Origin of the sequence: Streptomyces sp. NBC_00490 (genome assembly GCF_036013645.1) — a bacterium.
In the GTDB taxonomy this organism is placed as follows: Bacteria; Actinomycetota; Actinomycetes; order Streptomycetales; family Streptomycetaceae; genus Streptomyces; species Streptomyces canus_F.
The window spans coordinates 1,656,089-1,675,696 of record NZ_CP107869.1; the positions used below are offsets into that span (position 1 = coordinate 1,656,089).

General features: G+C 70.4%; 14 protein-coding genes and 1 pseudogene. 5 read left to right on the forward strand and 10 right to left on the reverse strand.

What is annotated here, in order from left to right:
• Window positions 1–118: 118 nt before the first annotated feature.
• The gene (locus OG381_RS07510) at window positions 119–625 is read right to left on the reverse strand and encodes a MarR family winged helix-turn-helix transcriptional regulator (RefSeq protein ID WP_327715325.1); all 507 of its coding nucleotides are present in this window, start codon (window positions 623–625) and stop codon (window positions 119–121) included.
• A 101-nt stretch (window positions 626–726) separates the two neighbouring features.
• Entirely contained in the window at window positions 727–2,166 is a 1,440-nt protein-coding gene (gene gndA / locus OG381_RS07515; RefSeq protein ID WP_327715326.1) for an NADP-dependent phosphogluconate dehydrogenase, read from the reverse strand.
• Window positions 2,167–2,400: 234 nt separating this feature from the next.
• Between gndA and OG381_RS07520 the strand changes: the two genes are divergently transcribed.
• Together OG381_RS07520 and OG381_RS07525 are read left to right on the forward strand one after the other, a co-directional pair.
• Complete coding sequence (locus OG381_RS07520; protein ID WP_327715327.1) at window positions 2,401–3,504, forward strand: PP2C family protein-serine/threonine phosphatase; 1,104 nt, start codon at window positions 2,401–2,403, stop codon at window positions 3,502–3,504.
• A gap of 78 nt (window positions 3,505–3,582) precedes the next feature.
• Window positions 3,583–5,037 carry a glyceraldehyde-3-phosphate dehydrogenase gene (locus OG381_RS07525; RefSeq protein WP_327715328.1) on the forward strand — a complete coding sequence of 485 codons (1,455 nt, stop codon included), beginning with the start codon at window positions 3,583–3,585 and terminating at the stop codon, window positions 5,035–5,037.
• A 37-nt stretch (window positions 5,038–5,074) separates the two neighbouring features.
• On the opposite strand, the pseudogene OG381_RS07530 reads toward OG381_RS07525, so the two are convergent.
• Window positions 5,075–5,557, reverse strand: a pseudogene (locus OG381_RS07530) (hypothetical protein); the annotation flags it as partial.
• A gap of 200 nt (window positions 5,558–5,757) precedes the next feature.
• Here OG381_RS07530 and OG381_RS07535 point away from each other — a divergent pair.
• The gene (locus OG381_RS07535) at window positions 5,758–7,137 is read left to right on the forward strand and encodes a Tat pathway signal sequence domain protein (RefSeq protein ID WP_327715329.1); all 1,380 of its coding nucleotides are present in this window, start codon (window positions 5,758–5,760) and stop codon (window positions 7,135–7,137) included.
• On the opposite strand, the gene OG381_RS07540 is transcribed toward OG381_RS07535, so the two are convergent.
• Genes OG381_RS07540 through OG381_RS07550 form a run of 3 tightly spaced genes read right to left on the reverse strand, consistent with a single transcriptional unit; the run spans window position 7,134 to window position 9,978 of the window.
• Window positions 7,134–7,733 (reverse strand): TetR/AcrR family transcriptional regulator, encoded by a 600-nt coding sequence (locus OG381_RS07540; RefSeq protein WP_327715330.1) that lies wholly within the window; start codon window positions 7,731–7,733, stop codon window positions 7,134–7,136. The genes OG381_RS07535 and OG381_RS07540 overlap by 4 nt on opposite strands.
• A 20-nt stretch (window positions 7,734–7,753) precedes the next feature.
• Window positions 7,754–9,808 carry a galactose-binding domain-containing protein gene (locus OG381_RS07545; RefSeq protein ID WP_327715331.1) on the reverse strand — a complete coding sequence of 685 codons (2,055 nt, stop codon included), beginning with the start codon at window positions 9,806–9,808 and terminating at the stop codon, window positions 7,754–7,756.
• Window positions 9,805–9,978 carry a hypothetical protein gene (locus OG381_RS07550; RefSeq protein WP_327715332.1) on the reverse strand — a complete coding sequence of 58 codons (174 nt, stop codon included), beginning with the start codon at window positions 9,976–9,978 and terminating at the stop codon, window positions 9,805–9,807. The genes OG381_RS07545 and OG381_RS07550 overlap by 4 nt, the downstream gene beginning before the upstream one ends.
• A 91-nt stretch (window positions 9,979–10,069) precedes the next feature.
• Here OG381_RS07550 and OG381_RS07555 point away from each other — a divergent pair, with 91 nt between their 5' ends.
• On the forward strand, window positions 10,070–13,243 hold the full coding sequence (locus tag OG381_RS07555; RefSeq protein WP_327715333.1) for an RICIN domain-containing protein: 3,174 nt from the start codon (window positions 10,070–10,072) through the stop codon (window positions 13,241–13,243).
• Here OG381_RS07555 and OG381_RS07560 read toward each other — a convergent pair.
• The 4 genes from OG381_RS07560 to OG381_RS07575 are packed head-to-tail and all read right to left on the reverse strand — an operon-like array spanning window position 13,232 to window position 18,315.
• Window positions 13,232–15,121: a glycoside hydrolase family 127 protein gene (locus OG381_RS07560; protein WP_327715334.1), complete on the reverse strand. Its 1,890-nt coding sequence runs from the start codon at window positions 15,119–15,121 to the stop codon at window positions 13,232–13,234. The two genes, OG381_RS07555 and OG381_RS07560, sit on opposite strands and share 12 nt — an antisense overlap.
• Before the next feature lie 39 nt (window positions 15,122–15,160).
• The gene (locus OG381_RS07565; protein ID WP_327715335.1) at window positions 15,161–15,988 is read right to left on the reverse strand and encodes a carbohydrate ABC transporter permease; all 828 of its coding nucleotides are present in this window, start codon (window positions 15,986–15,988) and stop codon (window positions 15,161–15,163) included.
• Between the two features lie 16 nt (window positions 15,989–16,004).
• On the reverse strand, window positions 16,005–16,967 hold the full coding sequence (locus OG381_RS07570; RefSeq protein ID WP_327715336.1) for a carbohydrate ABC transporter permease: 963 nt from the start codon (window positions 16,965–16,967) through the stop codon (window positions 16,005–16,007).
• A gap of 28 nt (window positions 16,968–16,995) precedes the next feature.
• Window positions 16,996–18,315: an ABC transporter substrate-binding protein gene (locus OG381_RS07575; RefSeq protein WP_327715337.1), complete on the reverse strand. Its 1,320-nt coding sequence runs from the start codon at window positions 18,313–18,315 to the stop codon at window positions 16,996–16,998.
• 170 nt (window positions 18,316–18,485) lie between these two features.
• Here OG381_RS07575 and OG381_RS07580 point away from each other — a divergent pair, with 170 nt between their 5' ends.
• Window positions 18,486–19,514, forward strand: coding sequence for a LacI family DNA-binding transcriptional regulator (locus OG381_RS07580; protein ID WP_327715338.1), 1,029 nt, complete (start codon window positions 18,486–18,488; stop codon window positions 19,512–19,514).
• Window positions 19,515–19,608: the final 94 nt, after the last annotated feature.

A 19,608-nucleotide genomic window follows, 5' to 3' on the forward strand; every position in this document is an offset into this window, starting at 1 on the left:
GCGCACTCCTCAGTGGACGGCCTGTGTGCCTGGTAGGAGGGCGCGGAGAGGGGTGAGGTTGCGTGTGCCCGGCGGTCGGTGCCGGGCAAGTGGGCGGGGCGGCCCGTGGCTCGAGCGCCTACCGGCGGCGCCAGGGCAGCACCGTCGGGTCCGTCTCCGCGGCCTCCGCCCGGTGCAGCGCGTCGCTCACCGCTTCCCCGATCTCCGCGAGCTGACGCACCTGCTCAGGGGTGAGCGCGTCGAAGACGGCCCGGCGTACGGCCTCCACATGGCCGGGCGCGATCTCCTCCAGCAGGGCCAGTCCCGCGTCCGTCAGCACCGCGAGCTGTCCGCGTCCGTCGGCCGGATCCTCGCGCCGGTCCACGAGACCGGCCTCGCGCAGCCGGTTCACGGCATGGGTGAGCCGGCTGCGGGTGATCTTGAGGCGCTGGGCGAGTTCGGACATGCCGAGGACGTGGTCGGGCGCGGACGAGAGGTGGGCCAGCAGGCTGTAGTCGGCGTGCGTCATGCCGGCGTCCCGCCGCAGCTGGCGGTTCAGATGGTCGTTGAGCAGCGTGGAGAAGTCGATGTAGGCCAGCCAGGCCCGTTGTTCCTCGGCGTTGAGCCAACGTGGCGTCGTGGACATGGCCACACTTTACCCGGCTTTCGTTTGAACTTTAAAACGAAACGCGGGTACCGTCACGGCTGTGTGAGTCCCCCGGCCTGGATACGGCCGGGGGTTCTCCGTCACTCCGACGTCTCGGGCCTCCCCGCCGCCGCCCAGTGGGTGTGGAAGGTGCCGGGCCGGTCGGTGCGCCGGTAGGTGTGGGCGCCGAAGTAGTCGCGCTGGCCCTGGAGCAGCGCGGCGGGGAGACGGTCGGCACGCAGGGTGTCGTAGTGGGCGAGGGCGGCGGAGATCGCGGGCACGGGAATGCCGCGGCGGGCGGCGGAGGCCACCGTCTCGCGCCACGGCACCTGCGCGTCGGTGATCTCCATGGCGAACTCCATCTCGCCGAGCAGGCTCACCAGATCCTGGTCGGCGGCGTAGGCGGCGCGGATACGGTCGAGGAAGGAGGCGCGGATGATGCAGCCGCCGCGCCAGATCCGGGCGACCGAGCCGAGGTCGATCTTCCAGCCGTACTCGCCGGCCGCGTCCTGGATCATCGTCCAGCCCTGGTCGTAGGCGACGACCTTCGAGGCGTACAGCGCCTGCTCCACCTGTGAGGTGAAGCGCTCGGCCTCGGTGCGGCTGAGCGGGGGTGTGGTGCCGCCGGGCAGGCCCCGGTAGGCGGCGCGCAGTTCGCTCTGGCCGGAGGCGGCGCGGGCGAAGGTGGCCTGGGCGACGGCGGTGACCGGGGAGGCGAGGTCGAGGGCGGTCTGCACGGTCCAGCGGCCGGTGCCCTTCTGTCCGGCGGCGTCGGCGACGATGTCGACGAACGGCGCGCCGGTGGCGGGGTCGGTGTGGGCGAGGACCTCGGCGGTGATCTCGATGAGGTAGGAGCCGAGCCGGCCCTCGTTCCACCGGCGGAAGACACCCGCGATCTCGGCCGGGGTGTATCCGGCGACCTGGCGCAGCAGGTCGTACGCCTCGGCGATGAGCTGCATGTCGGCGTACTCGATGCCGTTGTGGACCATCTTCACGAAGTGCCCGGCGCCGTCGGTGCCGATATGGGCGGCGCACGGCTCGCCGTCGACCTTGGCGCTGATGGTCTCGAACAGCGGCCCGAGCAGGCTGTACGACTCCTCCGACCCGCCCACCATGATCGACGGACCGTGCAGCGCGCCCTCCTCGCCGCCGGAGATGCCGGTGCCGACGAAGTGGATGCCGCGTGCGCGCAGGGCGGCCTCGCGGCGCCGGGTGTCGGCGAAGTGGGCGTTGCCGCCGTCGACGATCATGTCGCCGGGCTCCAGGAGCGGGGCGAACTCCTCGACGACCGCGTCGGTGGCGGCGCCCGCCTGCACCATGATGATCAGCCGGCGCGGACGTTCGAGGGCGGCGACGAACTCCTCGGGCGACTCGGCCGGGACGAACGCGCCCTCGTGGCCGAACTCCTCGACGAGCGCGCGGGTGCGGCCCGCGGACCGGTTGTGGACGGCGACGGAGACCCCGTGGCGGGCGAAGTTCCGCGCCAGGTTGCGGCCCATCACGCCCAGTCCGGTGACGCCGATGGCTGCGCTTGCGTTCATGAGGTCCGTCCCTTGGATCGATGGCGTGGTCCCGGAGCACGCGGCCCCTTGCCCGCAGATACGCGGGAAAGGCCCGGTCTTCTCGATCCGGCGCGAGAGGCATCCGCCGCCGTGGACGGAAACGTAAGTTCCTGCTCACTTTGGAGCGTGTTGCGATCACTTCGCATGGGCCCGGCGGCGGGGGCGGAATAGTGGCTCCGTCCGTGGCCTGAAGGTCTTGATGGGGAGACGCGCATGACAACCACCCGCTCCGTGGGACGCCGGCCGCCGTCCCGCCGTACGGCGTTGTCACTGTTGCCGTCGCTGGGTGCCTGTCTGCTGGTCACGGCGGCGGACCTGCTGTTCGACACGGTCCACCATCTCGTCGCCCTGCTGCTGGTCGGACCGTTCCTGGCCAGTACGCGGCTCGGCACCCGCCCCACCGCTGTGGTCTGCGGCGTCGCTCTGCTCCTCGGCCTGATGCTCGGCGCGACGGAGGGCGGTCTCCTCGTTCCCGACTTCGCCGTACGGTGGGCCGGACTGCTCCTGGGCTGCGTACTCGCCGTGCAGGGCGCCCGGCGGCACACCGTTCTGCGCAGGACGCTGGACCGCTCCCGGGAGGTGGCCCGTGCCACCCAGGGCGCCCTTCTCCGTCCCGTCTCCGCGACCCTCGCCGGCACCCTGGTGTGCACCCGCTACCACTCCGCCACCCGCGAGTCCGACCTCAGCGGCGATGTGTACGACGTCGCCGTGACGCCGCACGGACTGCGTCTCCTGGTCGGCGACGTCCGCGGCCACGACCTGGACTCCCTGCGGCTCGCGGCGGCCACCCTCGCCGCCTTCCGCGACCTCGCCCCCCTCGCTCCGCATCTCCCCCGCCTCGCCGCCGACCTGGACGCGCGGCTCGCCCCCGAGCTCGGACCCGAGGACTTCGTCACCGTCGTGCTCGCCGAGTTCGCGCCCGGCGAGCTCCGGCTCGTCAACTGCGGCCACCCGGCCCCGCTACGGGTCGGAGCCGGGCTCGACCTGCTGGAACCCGTTGAGTCGGCGCCCCCGCTCGGTCTGGGTCCGAGGCCGTCCCAGTACCGTCACCGCCTGGACCACGGCGACCGGATCCTCTTCTACACCGACGGTCTCACCGAGGCCCGTGACCGCGACGGCACACCCTTCCGCCTGCTCGACGAGGCGGCCGGCGCCCTGCGTGACCCGCTCCCCGAGCGGGCCCTCGACGCCCTCCACGCCCGGCTGACCGCCCACGTCGGACGGCCCCCCGCCGACGATCTGACCCTGGTCCTGTGCCGGCCGGAACTCGCCGGGGCACCCCTGCCGGTCACCGACGGCCTGCTGCGCAACTCCTGACCCTGACCCCGTTCGAGGGGTCAAACGACCATGGGGTTAGCATATGAGCGCCACCTAGCTCGATCGAGAGATAGATCTGTGACTGTCAATGAGGACTCGTTCACCAATTGGAAGACCCGTGAGGAGATCGCGGAGTCGATGATCCCGATCATCGGGAAGCTGCACCGCGAGCGGGACGTCACCGTCCTGCTGCACAGCCGCTCCCTGGTGAACAAGTCGGTGGTCAGCATCCTCAAGACCCACCGCTTCGCCCGGCAGATCGCCGGCGAGGAGCTGTCGGTCGTCGAGACGCTGCCCTTCCTCCAGGCACTCACCACCCTCGACCTGGGCCCGTCCCAGATCGACATCGGCATGCTCGCCGCGACCTACCGCGCCGACGACCGCGGACTGTCGGTCGAGGCGTTCACCGCCGAGTCCGTCGCCGGTGCCACCGGCGCCAACAAGATCGAGCGCCGCGAGGGCCGTGACGTCGTCCTGTACGGCTTCGGCCGCATCGGCCGGCTCGTCGCCCGCCTCCTGATCGAGAAGTCCGGCTCCGGCAACGGACTGCGGCTGCGCGCCATCGTCGTCCGCGGCGGCGGCGGTCGGGCCTCCGAGGATCTCGTCAAGCGCGCCTCGCTGCTGCGCCGCGACTCGATCCACGGCCAGTTCCAGGGCACGATCACCGTCGACGAGGCCACCGACACGATCACCGCCAACGGCAACGCGATCAAGGTCATCTACGCGAACGACCCGTCCGAGGTCGACTACACGGCGCACGGCATCAAGAACGCCATCCTCATCGACAACACCGGCAAGTGGCGCGACCGCGAGGGCCTGTCCCAGCACCTGCGCCCCGGCATCGACAAGGTCGTCCTGACCGCGCCGGGCAAGGGCGACGTCCCGAACATCGTGCACGGCGTCAACCACGACAGCGTGAAGCCGGACGAGCAGATCCTGTCCTGCGCCTCCTGCACCACCAACGCGATCGTGCCGCCGCTGAAGGCCATGAACGACGAGTTCGGTGTGCTGCGCGGCCACGTGGAGACGGTGCACTCGTTCACCAACGACCAGAACCTGCTGGACAATTACCACAAGGCCGACCGTCGCGGCCGCTCGGCGCCGCTCAACATGGTGATCACCGAGACGGGTGCCGCCTCGGCCGTCGCCAAGGCGCTGCCCGACCTGAAGGCACCGATCAGCGGCAGCTCGATCCGGGTGCCCGTGCCGGACGTGTCGATCGCGATCCTCAGCCTGCGCCTGGGCCGTGAGACCAACCGCGAGGAAGTCCTCGAGTACCTCCGGGACGTCTCCCTCAACTCGCCGCTGAAGCGCCAGATCGACTTCACCACGGCCCCCGACGCCGTCTCCATGGACTTCGTCGGCTCGCGCCACGCCTCGATCGTCGACGCCGGCGCCACCAAGGTCGACGGCGACAACGCGATCCTCTACCTCTGGTACGACAACGAGTTCGGCTACTCCTGCCAGGTCATCCGGGTCGTCCAGCACGTCTCCGGGGTGGAGTACCCGACCTTCCCGGCAACGGCGGTCTGATCCCGGCACCCCCGTCGGCGACGCCCTCGCGGCGGGCACGGGCGGCCCCCTCGGGCCACACCACGTCGACGGGGACGCCCGCCGCCCGGGCCTCGAGCACCGTGTCGGCAGTGCCGCCTCCTCTGCCAGTGGGCGCGGTGCCGTCCCATACGGCCACGAGCCGGTCGGCGCGCTCGACGAGAACACTGTTCGCCGCCTCGTAGGCCTGCCGGCCGGCGGTCTCGATCGGCAGAACGACCACGTCCTCGGCGGCCTCGACCAGGCGGTCGAACACGGGGGCGTGGTCGGGCCGCACCCGGGCGCGGCGATAGTCCCGCGAGGGGATGACGACAGCCAGCCGTCCACCGACGGCGAGCACGGCCTCCGCGAACACACAGTCGGCGCCCCTGGCGAGACAGGAAACGCCGACCAGTTCGCCGTCGTCGGCGTAGGTCCGCAGAAGCTCCTCCAGGACCGCGCGCACCAGGACGGCCGTCTCCGCCGTGAGGTCGATGTGCCCGGTCACCGCGATGGTCGTCATGGAGCGCCCCTTTCAGCGGCCGGTGGGCTCCTGGAGCGTATAGCCGTGCCGGGGCCCTGGGTGCCGGGTGTCCGCGGAACTGACGCCCCAACTGCTCCACCCCTCCCAGCCGTTGACCCGGACCTGAGGCGACAGCAGAATGAGCGCGCACTCCTGAGAGCGCTCTCAAACGTGCTCGCCGCTTCGATTCGAGGAGACCCATGACCGGCAGCCAAGGCCGCCCCGCGTTCGATCGCCGCGCCCTCATCGGAACCGGGCTCGGTGCCGCGGTCCTCCTCGCCGCCGGTTCGGGCACCGCCCGCGCGGCAGACCGGGCTCAGGCCTCCGCCCGGAGCCGGGCCCAGGCCTTCCTCGCCGCCGCCATGGACGCCTACCCGGACCACGGCACGATCCGCCTCGCCCAGAGCTACACCGACCAGGCCGGCCTGTTCAGCACGGCGTTCACCTACGACAACGCCCTCGCGATCCTGGCAAACCTGGCCTGCGACACCAAGGCCGGCAGATCCCGCGCGGCAGCACTCGGCGACGCTCTTCTCTACGCCCAGGCCAACGACCCGGACCACGACGACGGCCGGCTCCGTCAGGCCTACAACGTGGGCCCGTACACCTTCTACGACGGCACTCCCCAGCCCGACGGGTTCGTGCGGGCGGACGGAAAGGCCAACGTGGGTTGGCAGTTCGGCTTCACCGGTACGGCGGTGGGCGACATGGCCTGGGCCGGCATCGCCCTCGCCACGCTGGCCCGGCGGACCGGGGAGCGCCGCTTCCTCGCCGGTGCCGTGCGGATCGGCGAGTGGATCGACCGCACCGGGCGCACCGACGAACCCCTCGGCGGTTTCAAGTTCGGGGTCGACGGGGCGAACAAGAAGCTCCCGTTCACCTCGACCGAGCACAACACCGACCTGATCGGCCTGTTCGGCCGACTCGCCCGGCTCAGCGGGGACCGGGTGTGGCGGGAACGGCGTGCGGTCGCCGGGGCGTTCGTCAAGAAGATGTGGGAGCCGGACGGGGGGTTCTTCTACACCGGCACCAACGACGGCGTGACGATCAACAAGTCGCCGATCCCCGAGGACACCCAGACCTGGACGCACCTCGCGCTCAACTCCCCGGTGTACGGCCGCTCGTTGGACTGGGCCGCCACCGAACTGGCCGTGCTGGACACGCCCGAGCGCCCCAACAGCACGGTCCCCGCGGGCCAGTCGTACGAGGGCGTCACCTTCAGCTCGGCGAGTCTGCTGGCCAACGAGGGCGCCCCGATCGCCGACGGCCAGCCCAGGCCGGACCGCAACGGAGTGTGGTTCGAGGGCACGGCCCATCTGGCGCTCGCTCTGCGCCACCGCCAGGACGCCGGTGACGAGAAGCGCGCCCGGCGCCTGATCGCCTCCATCGAACGGGCCCAGGACCTGCTGGGCGCGGGCCAGACCTTCGGCGGCAGGGCCGTGGCCGCCAGGTCCGGGGTGGTGTCGGCGAGCAGCCCGCTCGACACCGGTTTCGGGTTCGGCTACTACCCGTACCTGCACACCGGCGCCACCGCCTGGTACCTGCTGGCCGCCGCGAGGTCCAACCCGCTCACGGCCTAGTCCTGCGCCGTCACCAGCCCCGCGATGTGGGCGGTGACGGTGTCGAGGATGTCGGTCCAGGCACCCTCGTCGCCGAGTACCAGGTAGTTGAGGGTGAGCCCGTCGGTCATGGCGGCCAGATAGCGGGCCAGCGCGGAGACGGGCACCCGGAGCCGGACGTCGCTGTCCTGGCACAGTTGCTCGATGAGCTCGGTGTAGAGCTCGCCGTACAGTTCGTACTGCCGCCGCGCCAGCTGCTCGAACCCCGGCTCGCGCAGGGCGTACTGGGTGAGTTCGTAGGTCAGCATGTGCTCGTCGGGGTGGGCGCGCACATGGTCCCAGTACGCCTGGAAACCGGCCCGGACGGTCTCCTCGAGGGTCTCCCGGGGCTTGAGCGCCTCCTTCACGATGATCACGTAGTGGTCGGTGATGGTGGTGATGACGGACTCGATCAGTTCCTGCTTGGAGTCGAAGCAGTAGTGGAAGACGCTCAGGGAGACGCCCGCCTCGGCGGCGATGGACCGGGTCGTGGTCTTGGCCACGCCGTCCCGGGCCATCGCCCTGATCGCCGCTTCCGTCAGCTGCCGACGCCGTTCGGTCGACGGCATCCGTGCCATGTGCGGCTCCCCCGTGCTCGTCAGGCGCTGTTCACGCCGACCTCGTGGAGCGAGTATCCCCAGTCGGTGCCCCGGTCGAGGCCGTGGACACGAACATAACGGGCCGGTGTGCCGGTGAACTTGGCCGTGTCCAGACCGCCGTCGCCGGAGGTGGTGGACCAGGCGGTCTGCCAGTTGGTGCCGTCCGTGGAGAGTTCGATGCGATACGACTTCCCGTACGCGCGCTCCCAGTCGAGCGTCACGCGCGAGACCAGGTTGGTGGAGCCGAGGTCGACCTGCCACCACTGGTCGTCGCTCCAGTCACTGGCCCAGCGGCTGTCGCCGTCGCCGTCCACGGCCCGCCCCGGCTGGTAGCTGGTGAACGGGTTGGACTCGGACGAACTCGCGGTCGCGGTACGGCCCTTGGCCAGGTTGACGCCGGCCTGGTGCTGCTCGGAGGCACCCCAGGTGTCGAGGTAGGACTCGGCACCGCGGAACAGGTCGTCGACGACGTCCTGGCCGCCGACGTGCCGGATGTCCTCGATCCAGTCCGGGATCAGGCCGACGTTGGCGCCGCCGTCCGTGTTGAAGTCGAAGGTGCGTGAGCCGACGGTCTGCTTGTCGATGACGGAGCCGCCGTCGACGCTCTTGAAGGGGTACGTCACCTTGTTCGTGGCGCCTGCGCCACGCGGGGCGGGATGGTCGCCGATGCCGTTGAAGTCGGTGCCGTAGCCGTAGCCGACGTTGTACTTGGCGCGCAGCGCGTCGGTCCGCTTCGCCTCGGTGCTGAAGCCCTCGGAGCCGTGCATGTACTGGGCGACGAAACCGCCGAGGGAGTAGACCCGCTCGGTCCAGTTGAGGTCCATCCAGCTGTGCGAGGAGAGCACGCCGGGGTAGGAGGCGGCCTCGAACATGTCGAGGACCTGGCCGGTCGCCTTGACGCTCATGTGGTCGATCTCGAGCATCATCTTGCGTTTCATCATGCCCTGGACGGCGTACTCGCCGAGGTCGGTGAGCCCGCGGACGTTGCACTGGGCGTTCTCGTCGTACTCCGGCACTTCGGTGCCCGCCGGCAGGTCCGCCTCCGCGTCGGACGCGGCCGTTCCGATGGGGTTGTCGTGCTGGGGGCCCGTGCACTTCTCGGTCTTCCAGAAGGTGCCGGTCGACAGGAACTGGCCCACGTTGATGGCCGTTCCGAGGCCGCCCTCGTCGAAGCGGACACCGCACAGGGCGTTGTCGAGCTTGTGGCACAGGAACATGCTGCGCACACCGAGGTCGTAGAGCTCGTCGAGCCCCTTGTCGATGTCCGCCTTGCTGCACTGCGCGATGTCGAGGATCTGCTTGCAGCCGAACGGCTCGGAGGTCTCCACGCCCAGAACCACGGCGAGTTTGCCCTGCTGGATGACCTTGCGGGCCTGCGCGGTGTCGGTGACGATCCGGAACCAGCCCTTGCCCGCGCCGCCGTACATCGCGTCGACGTAGTCCTGGAGCTGGTAGGTCAGCTTGGCCTGCAGTCTGATCGAGGTCATCTCGTCACAACTGCGGTCCTTGAACGGGTAGACGGAGCAGATCACGCCGTTGGTGACGAGGTCGTTGACCAGCACCCGCTGCCCGCCGCGCCAGGCGCGCTCGATCCAGGCGTAGTAGTTGGCCTGATGGGTCATCGAGTCGTACGCCGGCCAGTCCTTGAAGGTCGGCCAGCCGACCGGGTCGTGCTTGCCGTCGCCGCCGTGGGTGATGTAGTCGAAGATCGCGAGGGTGCCGTCCGGGTAGTGCTCGGGGCAGTCCTTGAGCGCGTCGGCGACACCCGCGGTGGAGAACACCTTGCCGCAGATCAGCCGGCCGCCGAAGGCCTCGTTGGAGAACAGGTGGTTGTGCGCGTCGACGAACCCGCGTACCTCACCTGCGGAGTTGGTGCCGGTGAACGGCTCGCCGGTGACGTTGACCTGTGAGTCCGGCGTGGGTCGCGCGGTCGGGTTCCACCAGTCGCTCGCGGCCGCCGAACTCGGCGTGGGGCCGAGGGCGATGGCCAGGACGAAGAGGAGCAGCGACACGACGGTCACGTCTTTGCGCCTGCGATACGAACATCGAGTCATGGTCGATACCACGCCCCTCGGTCGGCGCCCCATGAGTTTGTCATGACCGGCGCAATCTGTTCGACGAGAATGGCTACTGGCGAGTTGCGAGTCAATAGTCCGGGACGCTTGACCTGATGAGTGCCCGGCGTGCGCGATGTCTTGACGTGTTCATTTTCGTCGATGAGCATGCCTTGAGCCTGATCGCTTCTGGTTGATTCTGTTCCTCTTCGTGCTCGCGCCTTCGTGCTTGTGCCTCTCCGCGCTCCGGAAGGGAGCTCCGTGTCCAGCCGACGCCGCATCGTCCGGGTCTTGACGCCGGCCATCCCCCTCACGCTCGCCGCAGGACTCGTCACCGCCACCCCCGCCCCCGCCCCGGCCGCGGACACGGCGGCACCCCTCAGCTCGGTGACGGTACGGGTCGATCCGTCGTACCAGCAGCAGGAGTTCGAGGGCTGGGGGACGAGTCTCGTCTGGTTCGCCAATGCCACGGGCGGCTATCCGGAGCCGATCCGACGACAGCTCGTCGACATGCTGTTCGGCGAGGACGGGCTGGCCCTGAACATCGCGCGCTACAACATCGGTGGCGGCAACGCCCCGGACGTCCGCAAGGACTACATGAAGGCCGGCGCGACCATGGACGGCTTCTGGAAGGCGCCCGAGGGCACCACCCGGACGGACACGGACTGGTGGGACCCGGACAACGCCAACCACTGGGACTGGAACGCCGACGCGAACCAGCGGTGGTGGGTGGACCAGGTCAAGGACAAGGTCACCAAGTGGGAGGCGTTCAGCAACTCGCCGCCCTGGTTCCAGACGGTCAGCGGGTACGTCTCCGGCGGCTTCGACGCCGGCGCCGACCAGATCCGCGCCGACCGCGTCGACGACTTCGCCGCCTACCTCGTCCGCGTGAGCGAGGAGATGGAGAAGCGGCACGGCATCACCTTCGACACCATCGACCCGCTCAACGAACCCAACACCTCCTACTGGGGAACCCAGTTGGGCGCCGACGGGCAGCCCACGGGCGGCCGGCAGGAAGGCGCGCACGCCGGGCCCGCCCTCCAGCAGAAGGTGGTCCTCGCCCTGGACAAGGCCCTGGAGGGCGCGACGACCAAGGCCGAGGTCTCCGCGATGGACGAGACCAACCCCGGCATCTTCACGACGAACTGGAACGCCTACACCGCCGAGGCCCGGGCCGCCGTCGACCAGCTCAACGTGCACACCTACGGCACCGGCCAGCGCACCAGCGCCCGCGACATCGCCAAGGGCGCGGACAAGAAGCTGTGGATGAGCGAGGTCGAGGGCACCTGGGGCACCGGCACCGATTTCACCAGCATGGAGCCGGGCCTCGGCATCGCCACCCGCATGGTCGACGACATGCGTGAACTGGAGCCCTCCGCTTGGGTGTTCTGGCAGCCCGTCGAGGACTCCGTCCCGCAGGCCGCCGCCGGCAAGAACTGGGGCAGCATCCACGTCCCGTTCAACTGCACCGCCGAGGACACCCTGGAGAGCTGCCCGATCCGGGCCAACTCGAAGTTCCACACCATCCGGAACTTCACCCACTACATCCGCCCTGGCGACCGCTTCGTGAAGGTCGACGACACCTCCAGCGTCGCCGCCGTCGGCAAGTCCGGCCGCTCCGCGACCGTGGTGCACGTCAACGGCGGCACCACCGCCCGATCCGTCACCCTCGACCTGTCCCGCTTCGGCAAGGTCACCCCAGGTGCCACCGTCACCCCCGTGGTGACCAGCACGGACGGCGCCCTCGTCCGGGGCACCCCGGTCCGCCTCACCGACCGGTCGGCCACCCTCACCGTCCCCGCGAAGTCCGTCACCAGCTTCCTCGTCAAGGGCGTCAGCGGCGTCGCGAAGGACGCCGCGCTCGTCCAGCCCGGCCATGTCTACCGGCTCAAGGGCACGCAGAGCGGCAAGTCGCTCACCCCGTCGGACGACGGCACCGGTGTCGTCATCCGCACGAACGACGCGAGCAGCGCCCGACAGCTGTGGTCTGTACGCCAGTTGACGCCCGGCACCGACCATCGCGAGCGCTACGCCCTCACCAGCGCCACCAGCGGCAAGCAGCTCGCCGTACGCGAGAACCAGGCCGTTCTGGAGGATCCGTCGGACAGCGCCGCCGCGCAGTGGATCCTGTCGACGACCGGCGACGACACGTGGACCTTCGTCAACGCCGCCACGGGCCGGCTGCTGGACGTCGGCGGGCAGTCGTCGGCGGACGGCGCCAAGGTGTCGACGTACACCCCGACCTCGACGGCGAACCAGCGCTGGACGGTGAGCGACGAGACCGTACTGCGCACCGAGAAGGCCGAGGTGTTCACCGTGCCCGGTCGGACACCGGCGCTTCCGGAGACGGTGACGCCGGTCTACCGGGACGGTGCCCGTGGCGCGCTGCCGGTCGTCTGGGACCCGCCGTCGGACGACGCGTGGGCCGATCCGGGCACGGTGAGGGTCAAGGGCACCGCGACCGATCCGCTCGGCCGGAGGATCCGCGCCAAGGCGGTCGTCACCGTCGACACCGTCGCCTCGACGGGTCCCGGCCGCGCCAAGACCTACGTCGGCGGCAGCCCCGCCCTGCCGGACACGGTCGTCGGCGTCGGCGCGCACGGTGGCCGCACCGACCTTCCGGTGACCTGGGACACGGCCCCCGAGGGCGCGTACGCCGAGACCGGCGTGGTGACCCTGCACGGTGCCGCACGGGTGGTGGACGGCAGCACGGTCGACGCGTCTGTCCGCGTACAGGTCACCGAGCCGACGCAGACCGACATCGCCTCGGACGCCGGCGTCGCGGTCGCGGCCACGTACACCGAGAGCGGCTACTCCGCCGAGCGCCTGCGCAACGGCGACACCTCCGACAAGGGCTGGTCCAACTGGCGGTCCGGCACCAAGAACCCGTCCGACACGATCACCTTCACCCTCCCGACGGCACGCGACCTCGACCGGGTCGTGGCGCACTTCTACCGGGACGGCGGCAACGCCTCCTTCCCGGCGAGCCTCAAGGCGCAGGTGCGCGGCGCGGCGGACGGCGCCTGGGTCGACGCGAGCGAGGAGATCACGGTCGGGACCGAGGGCACGCCCGTGGTCGACGTACCGATCGAGGCGGGCCCGGCGACCGCGGTGCGCCTCGTCATGACCGCCCGGTCCGGCGGCTACATCACGATGAGCGAGGTCGAGGTGTACGCCAAGGCTCCCGGCGAATCCTCGGACGCGGTCGCCGCGTCTATCGAGGTGGCCGGCGTGCCGGTCGCGGACTTCGCCCCCGGCACGACCGACTACCGGGTCCGGACCGCCGATCCGCACCACGCGGTGGTCACGGCGACGGCCCGCGACCCCTACGCGACGGTCGACGTCGAGCGGAGCCGTGGGCGTGCCGTGGTCACCGTGACCAGTGAGGACGGGTCACGGACGACGACGTACCGCCTCACGCTCCTACGGCGCTGAGTCCACGGTCGGCAGCCACACGCGCATCGTCGAGGGTCCCCGGTTCGCCCAGGAGTGGTAGGGGACCAGGACGATGTCCGTGCGGTCGCCGGCCGTCGGCGGGGCGTCGTACGGCGGGTACGGCCACGGCCGGTCCTCCGGGGCGCTGATCTCGCCCGCGACCACGACGGATCCGTCCGCCCTCCCCTCCGGCCGGGCGGACGGATCCACGCGGACCGCGTCGACCTCGTGGCCGTGCGGGAGGTCCACGGACTCGGCGCAGTACACCAGCGGTCCGCGCTGGACGGCGGCGGTGCCGCGTATCGCGTCGACGCGTGGGTCGGCCCCGAGCCAGCGGGGTCGTACGGGCAGTTCGAGGACCGTCTCGTCGCCGGGGCGGAAGACGCGGGTGACCTCGGCCGTGCCCGGGGTCACCTCACGGCGGCCTCCATCCGGGTCGACGAGCCATGCGGTGGCGCCCGCCGCCCATGCGGGGACGCGCAGCGACAGCGTCCACGGGTGGTCCGGCGACCGGGCGACGCGTACGGTCACGCGTCCGTCCGAGGGGTAGTCGGTACGGATCCGCAGCGCGATGCCGCCCGTGGTGATCTCGGCGTCGGCGTACTGGTGGAGCTGGAGGCCGTGGTCGTCGGTCGTCGCCAGGTACCCGGGCAGCAGGGCCAGGGTCCGTGCCACGTTGGTCGGGCAGCAGGACACCGCGAACCAGGGCGCGCGCAGGCTCGACTCGGCGCGCGGCATCTGGGCGTCGACCGCGGGCACGGTGCCGCGGCGGCGCCGGTGCAGGGTGTTGGAGTAGAAGAAGGACCGCCCGTCCTCGGCCGGGGAGGTCGCGATCACGTTGAACAGGGTCCGCTCGGCCAGGTCGGCGAAGCGGGGTTCGCCGGTGGCGAGGAGGAGGCGCCAGCTGAGCATGACGGAGGCGACGCCGGCGCAGGTCTCGGAGTAGGCGCGGTCGGGCGGGAGGACGAAGTCGTCGCCGAAGGACTCGTCGCGGTGGTGCGAGCCCATGCCGCCGGTGAGATAGGTGCGTCGGGCGACCGTGGTCTCCCACTGCCGTACGACGGCGGCGAGCAGGTCCTCGTCCCCGGTCTCCACGGCCACGTCGACGGCACCGGCGGCGAGGTAGAGGGCGCGGACGGCGTGGCCGCGCAGGACGGTCGCCTTCCGTACGGGCAGGTCGTCCTGGTGGTAGGCGCGGCCGAACTCGCCGTCACCGAGGGTTCCTCGACCCCTGCGGTCGATGAACAGCGCGGCCTGGTCGAGGTAGCGCTGTTCGCCGGTGAGCCGGGCCAGCTCGACCAGGGCCGTCTCGATCTCCGGATGTCCGCAGACACCCTGGTTGCCTCTGGTGTCGAAGAGGGCGCACACATGGTCGGCGGCGCGGCGGGCGATCTTCGTCAGCTCGCCCTCGCCGCGCGCCCGGGCCTGGGCCACGCCCGCCTGGATCAAGTGCCCGTAGCAGTACAGCTCGTGGCCCCATGCGAGGTCGCTGTAGCGAGGCTGCTGGCCGGGCCGTCCGAACGCGGTGTTGAGATAGCCGTCCGGTTCCTGGGCGGCGGCGATGGCCTCGGTGAGAGCAGGGTCGACGTCGTAGCCGGTCTCCCAGGACATGGCCTCCAGGAGCTTGTAGACGTCCGAGTCGGCGAACTCCCGTCCACGGCGGTCGTGTTGAATGCGGCCCTCGACCGCGGCGCGGAAGTTGCCGGTCCAGCCGACGCGTTCCATCCAGTCGCGGCAGTGGTCGAGGCTGACGGTCGCGTTGACGTGCCGGCGTGCGGCCCAGAAACCGCCGGTGATCCTGACCTCGTCGAGTCCTAGCGGGCGTAACCGTCCCCGGGTGGGTGCCACGGGCAGGACAGTGGACAGCTCCTTGTTCATGCCTTCGTTTCGTCCTTTCAGCCCTTGAGGACGCCGGACTCAGCCCTTGAGGGCGCCCGACATGAAGCCCCGCACGTAATGGCGTTGCAGCAGCAGGAACACGAGGAGACAGGGCACGGCGAGGACCACGACCCCCGCCTCGGTGGCGCCGTAGTCGACCGCGCCCATGCTCTGCTGCCGCAGATTGGCCACGGCCAGCGGCAGGGGCGCCTTCTCGCTGTCGGAGATGAGGATCAGGGGGGCGATGAAGTCGTTCCAGGCGGCGAGGAAGGCGAACAGCCCCACGGTGATCAGCCCCGGCCGGACCGCCGGGAGCAGGACCCGGCGCAGTGCGCCCGCCGTGCCGCAGCCGTCGACGAGGGCCGACTCCTCCAGCTCGCGGGGTACCGCCTCGAAGGAGATCCGCATCATGAAGGTGGCGAACGGCAGCTGGAACATGGCCAGTACCAGGCTCAGCCCGATCAGCGAGTTCTGCAGATGCAGCCTGCCGAGCAGCACGTAGAGCGGGATGAGGAGGGTGGCGTACGGGACCATGAGGATGGCCAGGGTCAGCAGGAACAGCAGGTTCTTGCCCGGGAACCGGAAGCGGGCGAAGGCGTAGCCGCCGAGCAGGGACACCCCGAGGGTCAGGGTCACGGTGAGCGCCGAGACGAGGGTGCTGTTGAGGAGGTACTGCCACAGGCCGGCGTCGTAGTCGAGCAGGGTGCGGTAGTTGCCGAGGCCGTAGCCGGAGTCCTGTGCGGTGCCGGGCTGTTCACTGACCGAGGCCCAGCCGTTCCACATCAGGGGGAACAGGAAGATGACGGCCAGCCCTCCGGCGACGACGTAGTACGGCGTCCTGCCGAGGACTTGGGATCGGTCGAGCATGGCGCATGCCCCCTTTCTACGACTCGTCGGCGCGGTGCAGGCCGCGGAACTGCAGGACGTTGAGCAGCACCAGTGCTCCCAGCACGATGATCGACAGCGCCGCCGCGGTGCCGAGGTCGAGCCGCTGGAACGCCTCGCGGTAGATCAACTGCACGATGGTGACGGTGCTGTTGTCCGGGCCGCCCTTGGTGAGGACGAAGAACTGGTCGAAGGCGAGCAGCGATCCGGTGACACAGAGGAGGAGGGACAGGGCGAGCGACGGGCGCAGCAGCGGCAGGGTGATGCGGCGGAAGATCTGGCCGCGGCCGGCGCCGTCCATGCGGGCCGCCTCGTACAGCTCGTGGGGGATGCGTTGCAGACCCACGAGCAGGATCAGCATGTAGAACCCGGCGAACTTCCAGACCACCAGGAACACCGTCGACAGCAGGGCGTTGGTCGAGGTGCCGAGGAAGGACACCGGTTCGTCGACCAGGCCGAGGTGTTCGAGGGTGTTGCTGATCGGCCCGGTGGTCGGGCTGTACAGGCCCCAGAACAGCAGGGAGGCGGAGGCCAGTCCGAGGGCGCCCGGCAGGAAGTAGACGGTGCGGAAGAAGCCGGCGCCGGGGCGGGACTCCTGGACCAGCAGGGCCAGCAGGAGCGCGAGTCCGAGGAGGACGACCGTGACGATCACCGTGTAGAGAAGGGTGAAGCGGACGGCGGGCCAGAACAGGGGGCTGTCGGTGATGTCGGTGTAGTTCTCGGGGGCGTTGCCGCCCTGGTCGCCCGCGAGGAGCGGCCAGTCGTTCAGGGACATCCGGCCGACCAGGAGCAGGGGCCACACGAAGAAGACGGCGACGAACACGGCTGTGGGTGCCGCGTATCCGAGTCCCTGGGCCGTGCGGGAGCGCCACAGGGACGTGGCTGTACGGGGTCGGCGGGCCGGACGCGGCGGCCGCACCCAGGGATCGACCGGCGCTCGGTCGGGCGCCTTCACCTGCATGGCTCTCCTGTCGGTCGGCTCGGTGGGCTCAGTCCGCCAGCGAGGCGCTCACCTCGTCGTTGTCCTTGTCGACGGAGTCCCCGTCGCCGAAGACGGCGTTGCGCATCATGGTCAGCCAGGGCCCGTTGGGGTCGTTGAAGGTCTGGCCGAACTTCAGCGCGTACGGGGTGTGGCCGTCCGCCACGAGCTCGTTGATGGTGACCAGGCGCGGGTCCGCGTCCGAGTACTTGTTGGACGCGAGGTCGGTGCGCGCCACCACGTCCTTGTGCGCGGCGACCACGTCGACCTGTGCCTTGTCGCCCACGGACCAGGCGAGGAAGTTCCAGGCCTGGTCGGCGGACTTGCTGGTGGCGGAGATGCCGATGGCGTCACCGCCGACGAAGGTGGCCCTGCCGCCGTCGGGACCGGGGATGGGCGCGACCCCGAGGTCGAGGTTCTTCGGCATCAGACCGAGGGTGGTCGACGGCATCGGCATCACGCCGATCCGTCCCTTCGGGAACAGCCCGGTCCAGGTGGCGCCCGTCTCGTCGCGGGCGCCGGGGGCCACGATGTCGTCGTCGACCCAGCCGCGGTAGGTGTCGTAGACCTTCTTCGCGGTGGCGGAGTCGAGCGTCGCCGCGGTGCCGTCCGCGTTCATCACCTCGTCCCCGGCGGCCCAGATGGACGGCCACCAGGTGAAGACCCCGCAGCCGCCGCAATTGCCGCCGAAGAACGTGCCGTTGACGCCACCACCGAGCTTGTCGACGGCGCGGGCCTGCTCGTCCCACTCCGCCAGGGTGGTGGGCGGCTTGTCGGGGTCGAGCTTCGCCTTGCGGTAGAGGTCCTTGTTGTAGAAGAGGACCGACAGGTCGAGGGTGTGCGGCACGACGTACTTCTTGTCCTCGTACGTCCCGGCCTTGATGTGCGACTGGGCCAGGTCGTCGGCGAAGGGCAGGGCGTCGATGCGGTCGGTGATGTCGGCGAAGAGCCGGCTGCTGGTGTAGTTGGGCACGAACACGACGTCCGAGGCGAACAGGTCCGGCAGGTCGCGGGAGCCGGCGGCGGCACCGACCTTGGCCTGGTAGTCGTCGGTGGGGATGACGGTGAGTTTGATCCGGTTCTTGTGGCCGGCGTTGTACGCCTTGACGAGGGCCTCGCTCTGCGGCCGGGTCGCCGCTCGTGTCCACATCGTCAGCTCGGCGCCGTCGTCGATTCCGGTGGCGTTCGCCGCGTCCCCTCCCCCGCCGCCTTGGTCGTCCGGATCGCCGTCGCCCGACCCGCAGGCCGTGGCCAGTCCCAGGCTGGTGAGAAGGACCACAGCCGTGACGAGGCGGCGGACACGTCCGTGCGATCCGGTGGGGCTCCCCATGACGATCTCCCTCCGTGACGAACACCGGGAAGAAACGGGCCGAAAAGGCTTTCGTCAAGCTAGAGCCGAGCTGAGGGCCCGTCAATCCCTCGCGTACGAACGCAGTTTCAGGTGCATGCCGAAAGTTCTCGCGTACGGTTTACGGACGTGATGCGAGACAGGAGACACGCATGACACCAGCCCCCGGCCCCGCTCGTTCGCACACCGCCACCCTCAGCGACGTCGCCCGGCTGGCGGGGGTGTCGGTCGCCACCGCCTCGAAGGCACTCAACGGGCGCAGCCAGGTGCGCGCCGAGACCCGGCAGCGGGTGATCGAGGCCGCCGAGCGCCTGTCGTTCCGCCCCAACCAGCTGGCCCGCGGTCTGCTCGCCGGGCGGACCGGGACGGTGGGTCTGCTCACCAGTGATCTGGAGGGCCGGTTCAGCATCCCGATACTGATGGGCGCCGAGGACGCCTTCGGGGCGGGCGAGGTGGCGGTGTTCCTGTGCGACGCCCGGGGGGACGCGATCCGTGAGCAGCACCATGTCCGCGCGCTGCTCGGGCGTCGGGTGGACGGCCTCATCGTGGTGGGCAGCCGGACCGATCCCCGGCCCTCACTCGGCCGTGACCTGGCCGTTCCCGTGGTCTACGCGTATGCGCCGTCGGACGATCCGGCGGACCTGTCCATCGTCCCGGACAACGTGGACGCGGGCCGGATCGCGGTGCAGCACCTGCTGGCCTGCGGTCGCACCAGGATCGCCCATATCACCGGGGATCCCGGCTACGCCGCCGCGCACGACCGGGCCGCGGGCGCGCGGGCCGCGCTCGCCGACGCCGGGGTCGTCCCGGTCGGCGAGCCGCGGTTCGGTGCCTGGTCGGAGGGGTGGGGGCGGGCGGCCACGGCGCTGCTGCTGGACCGGCATCCGGATGTGGACGCCGTGCTGTGCGGCAGCGATCAGATCGCGCGGGGCGTCATGGACGTGCTGCGCGAGCGCGGCCACCGGGTGCCGGACGACGTGGCGGTCATGGGCTTCGACAACTGGCAGGTCCTGACGTCCGGTTCGCGCCCGCTGCTCACCAGCGTCGACATGAACCTGGAGCAGGTCGGCCGGGCGGCGGCGCAGGCGCTGTTCGGCGCGATCGGCGGTGCGACGGACTCCGGCGTCGAGGCGCTCCCCTGCCGGGTGGTGATCCGAGGCTCCACAGCCCCACTGTCCTGAACCGCGCGGTCCGCCAACACGGGCCTCTCCGAGCTCCCTTGACACTCCATCAGCTCGCTCCTACGTTGCGAAAACCTTTTAGGTCTTTTCCGCC

Excerpts from the sequence above, each read along its gene's own strand:
- OG381_RS07510 (WP_327715325.1), bottom strand. The coding sequence starts at position 625 with ATGTCCACGACGCCACGTTGGCTCAACGCCGAGGAACAACGGGCCTGG.
- gndA (WP_327715326.1), bottom strand. The coding sequence starts at position 2,166 with ATGAACGCAAGCGCAGCCATCGGCGTCACCGGACTGGGCGTGATGGGC.
- OG381_RS07520 (WP_327715327.1), top strand. The coding sequence starts at position 2,401 with ATGACAACCACCCGCTCCGTGGGACGCCGGCCGCCGTCCCGCCGTACG.
- OG381_RS07535 (WP_327715329.1), top strand. The coding sequence starts at position 5,758 with ATGACCGGCAGCCAAGGCCGCCCCGCGTTCGATCGCCGCGCCCTCATC.
- OG381_RS07540 (WP_327715330.1), bottom strand. The coding sequence starts at position 7,733 with ATGGCACGGATGCCGTCGACCGAACGGCGTCGGCAGCTGACGGAAGCG.
- OG381_RS07545 (WP_327715331.1), bottom strand. The coding sequence starts at position 9,808 with ATGACTCGATGTTCGTATCGCAGGCGCAAAGACGTGACCGTCGTGTCG.
- OG381_RS07550 (WP_327715332.1), bottom strand. The coding sequence starts at position 9,978 with ATGCTCATCGACGAAAATGAACACGTCAAGACATCGCGCACGCCGGGC.
- OG381_RS07560 (WP_327715334.1), bottom strand. The coding sequence starts at position 15,121 with ATGAACAAGGAGCTGTCCACTGTCCTGCCCGTGGCACCCACCCGGGGA.
- OG381_RS07565 (WP_327715335.1), bottom strand. The coding sequence starts at position 15,988 with ATGCTCGACCGATCCCAAGTCCTCGGCAGGACGCCGTACTACGTCGTC.
- OG381_RS07570 (WP_327715336.1), bottom strand. The coding sequence starts at position 16,967 with ATGCAGGTGAAGGCGCCCGACCGAGCGCCGGTCGATCCCTGGGTGCGG.
- OG381_RS07575 (WP_327715337.1), bottom strand. The coding sequence starts at position 18,315 with ATGGGGAGCCCCACCGGATCGCACGGACGTGTCCGCCGCCTCGTCACG.
- OG381_RS07580 (WP_327715338.1), top strand. The coding sequence starts at position 18,486 with ATGACACCAGCCCCCGGCCCCGCTCGTTCGCACACCGCCACCCTCAGC.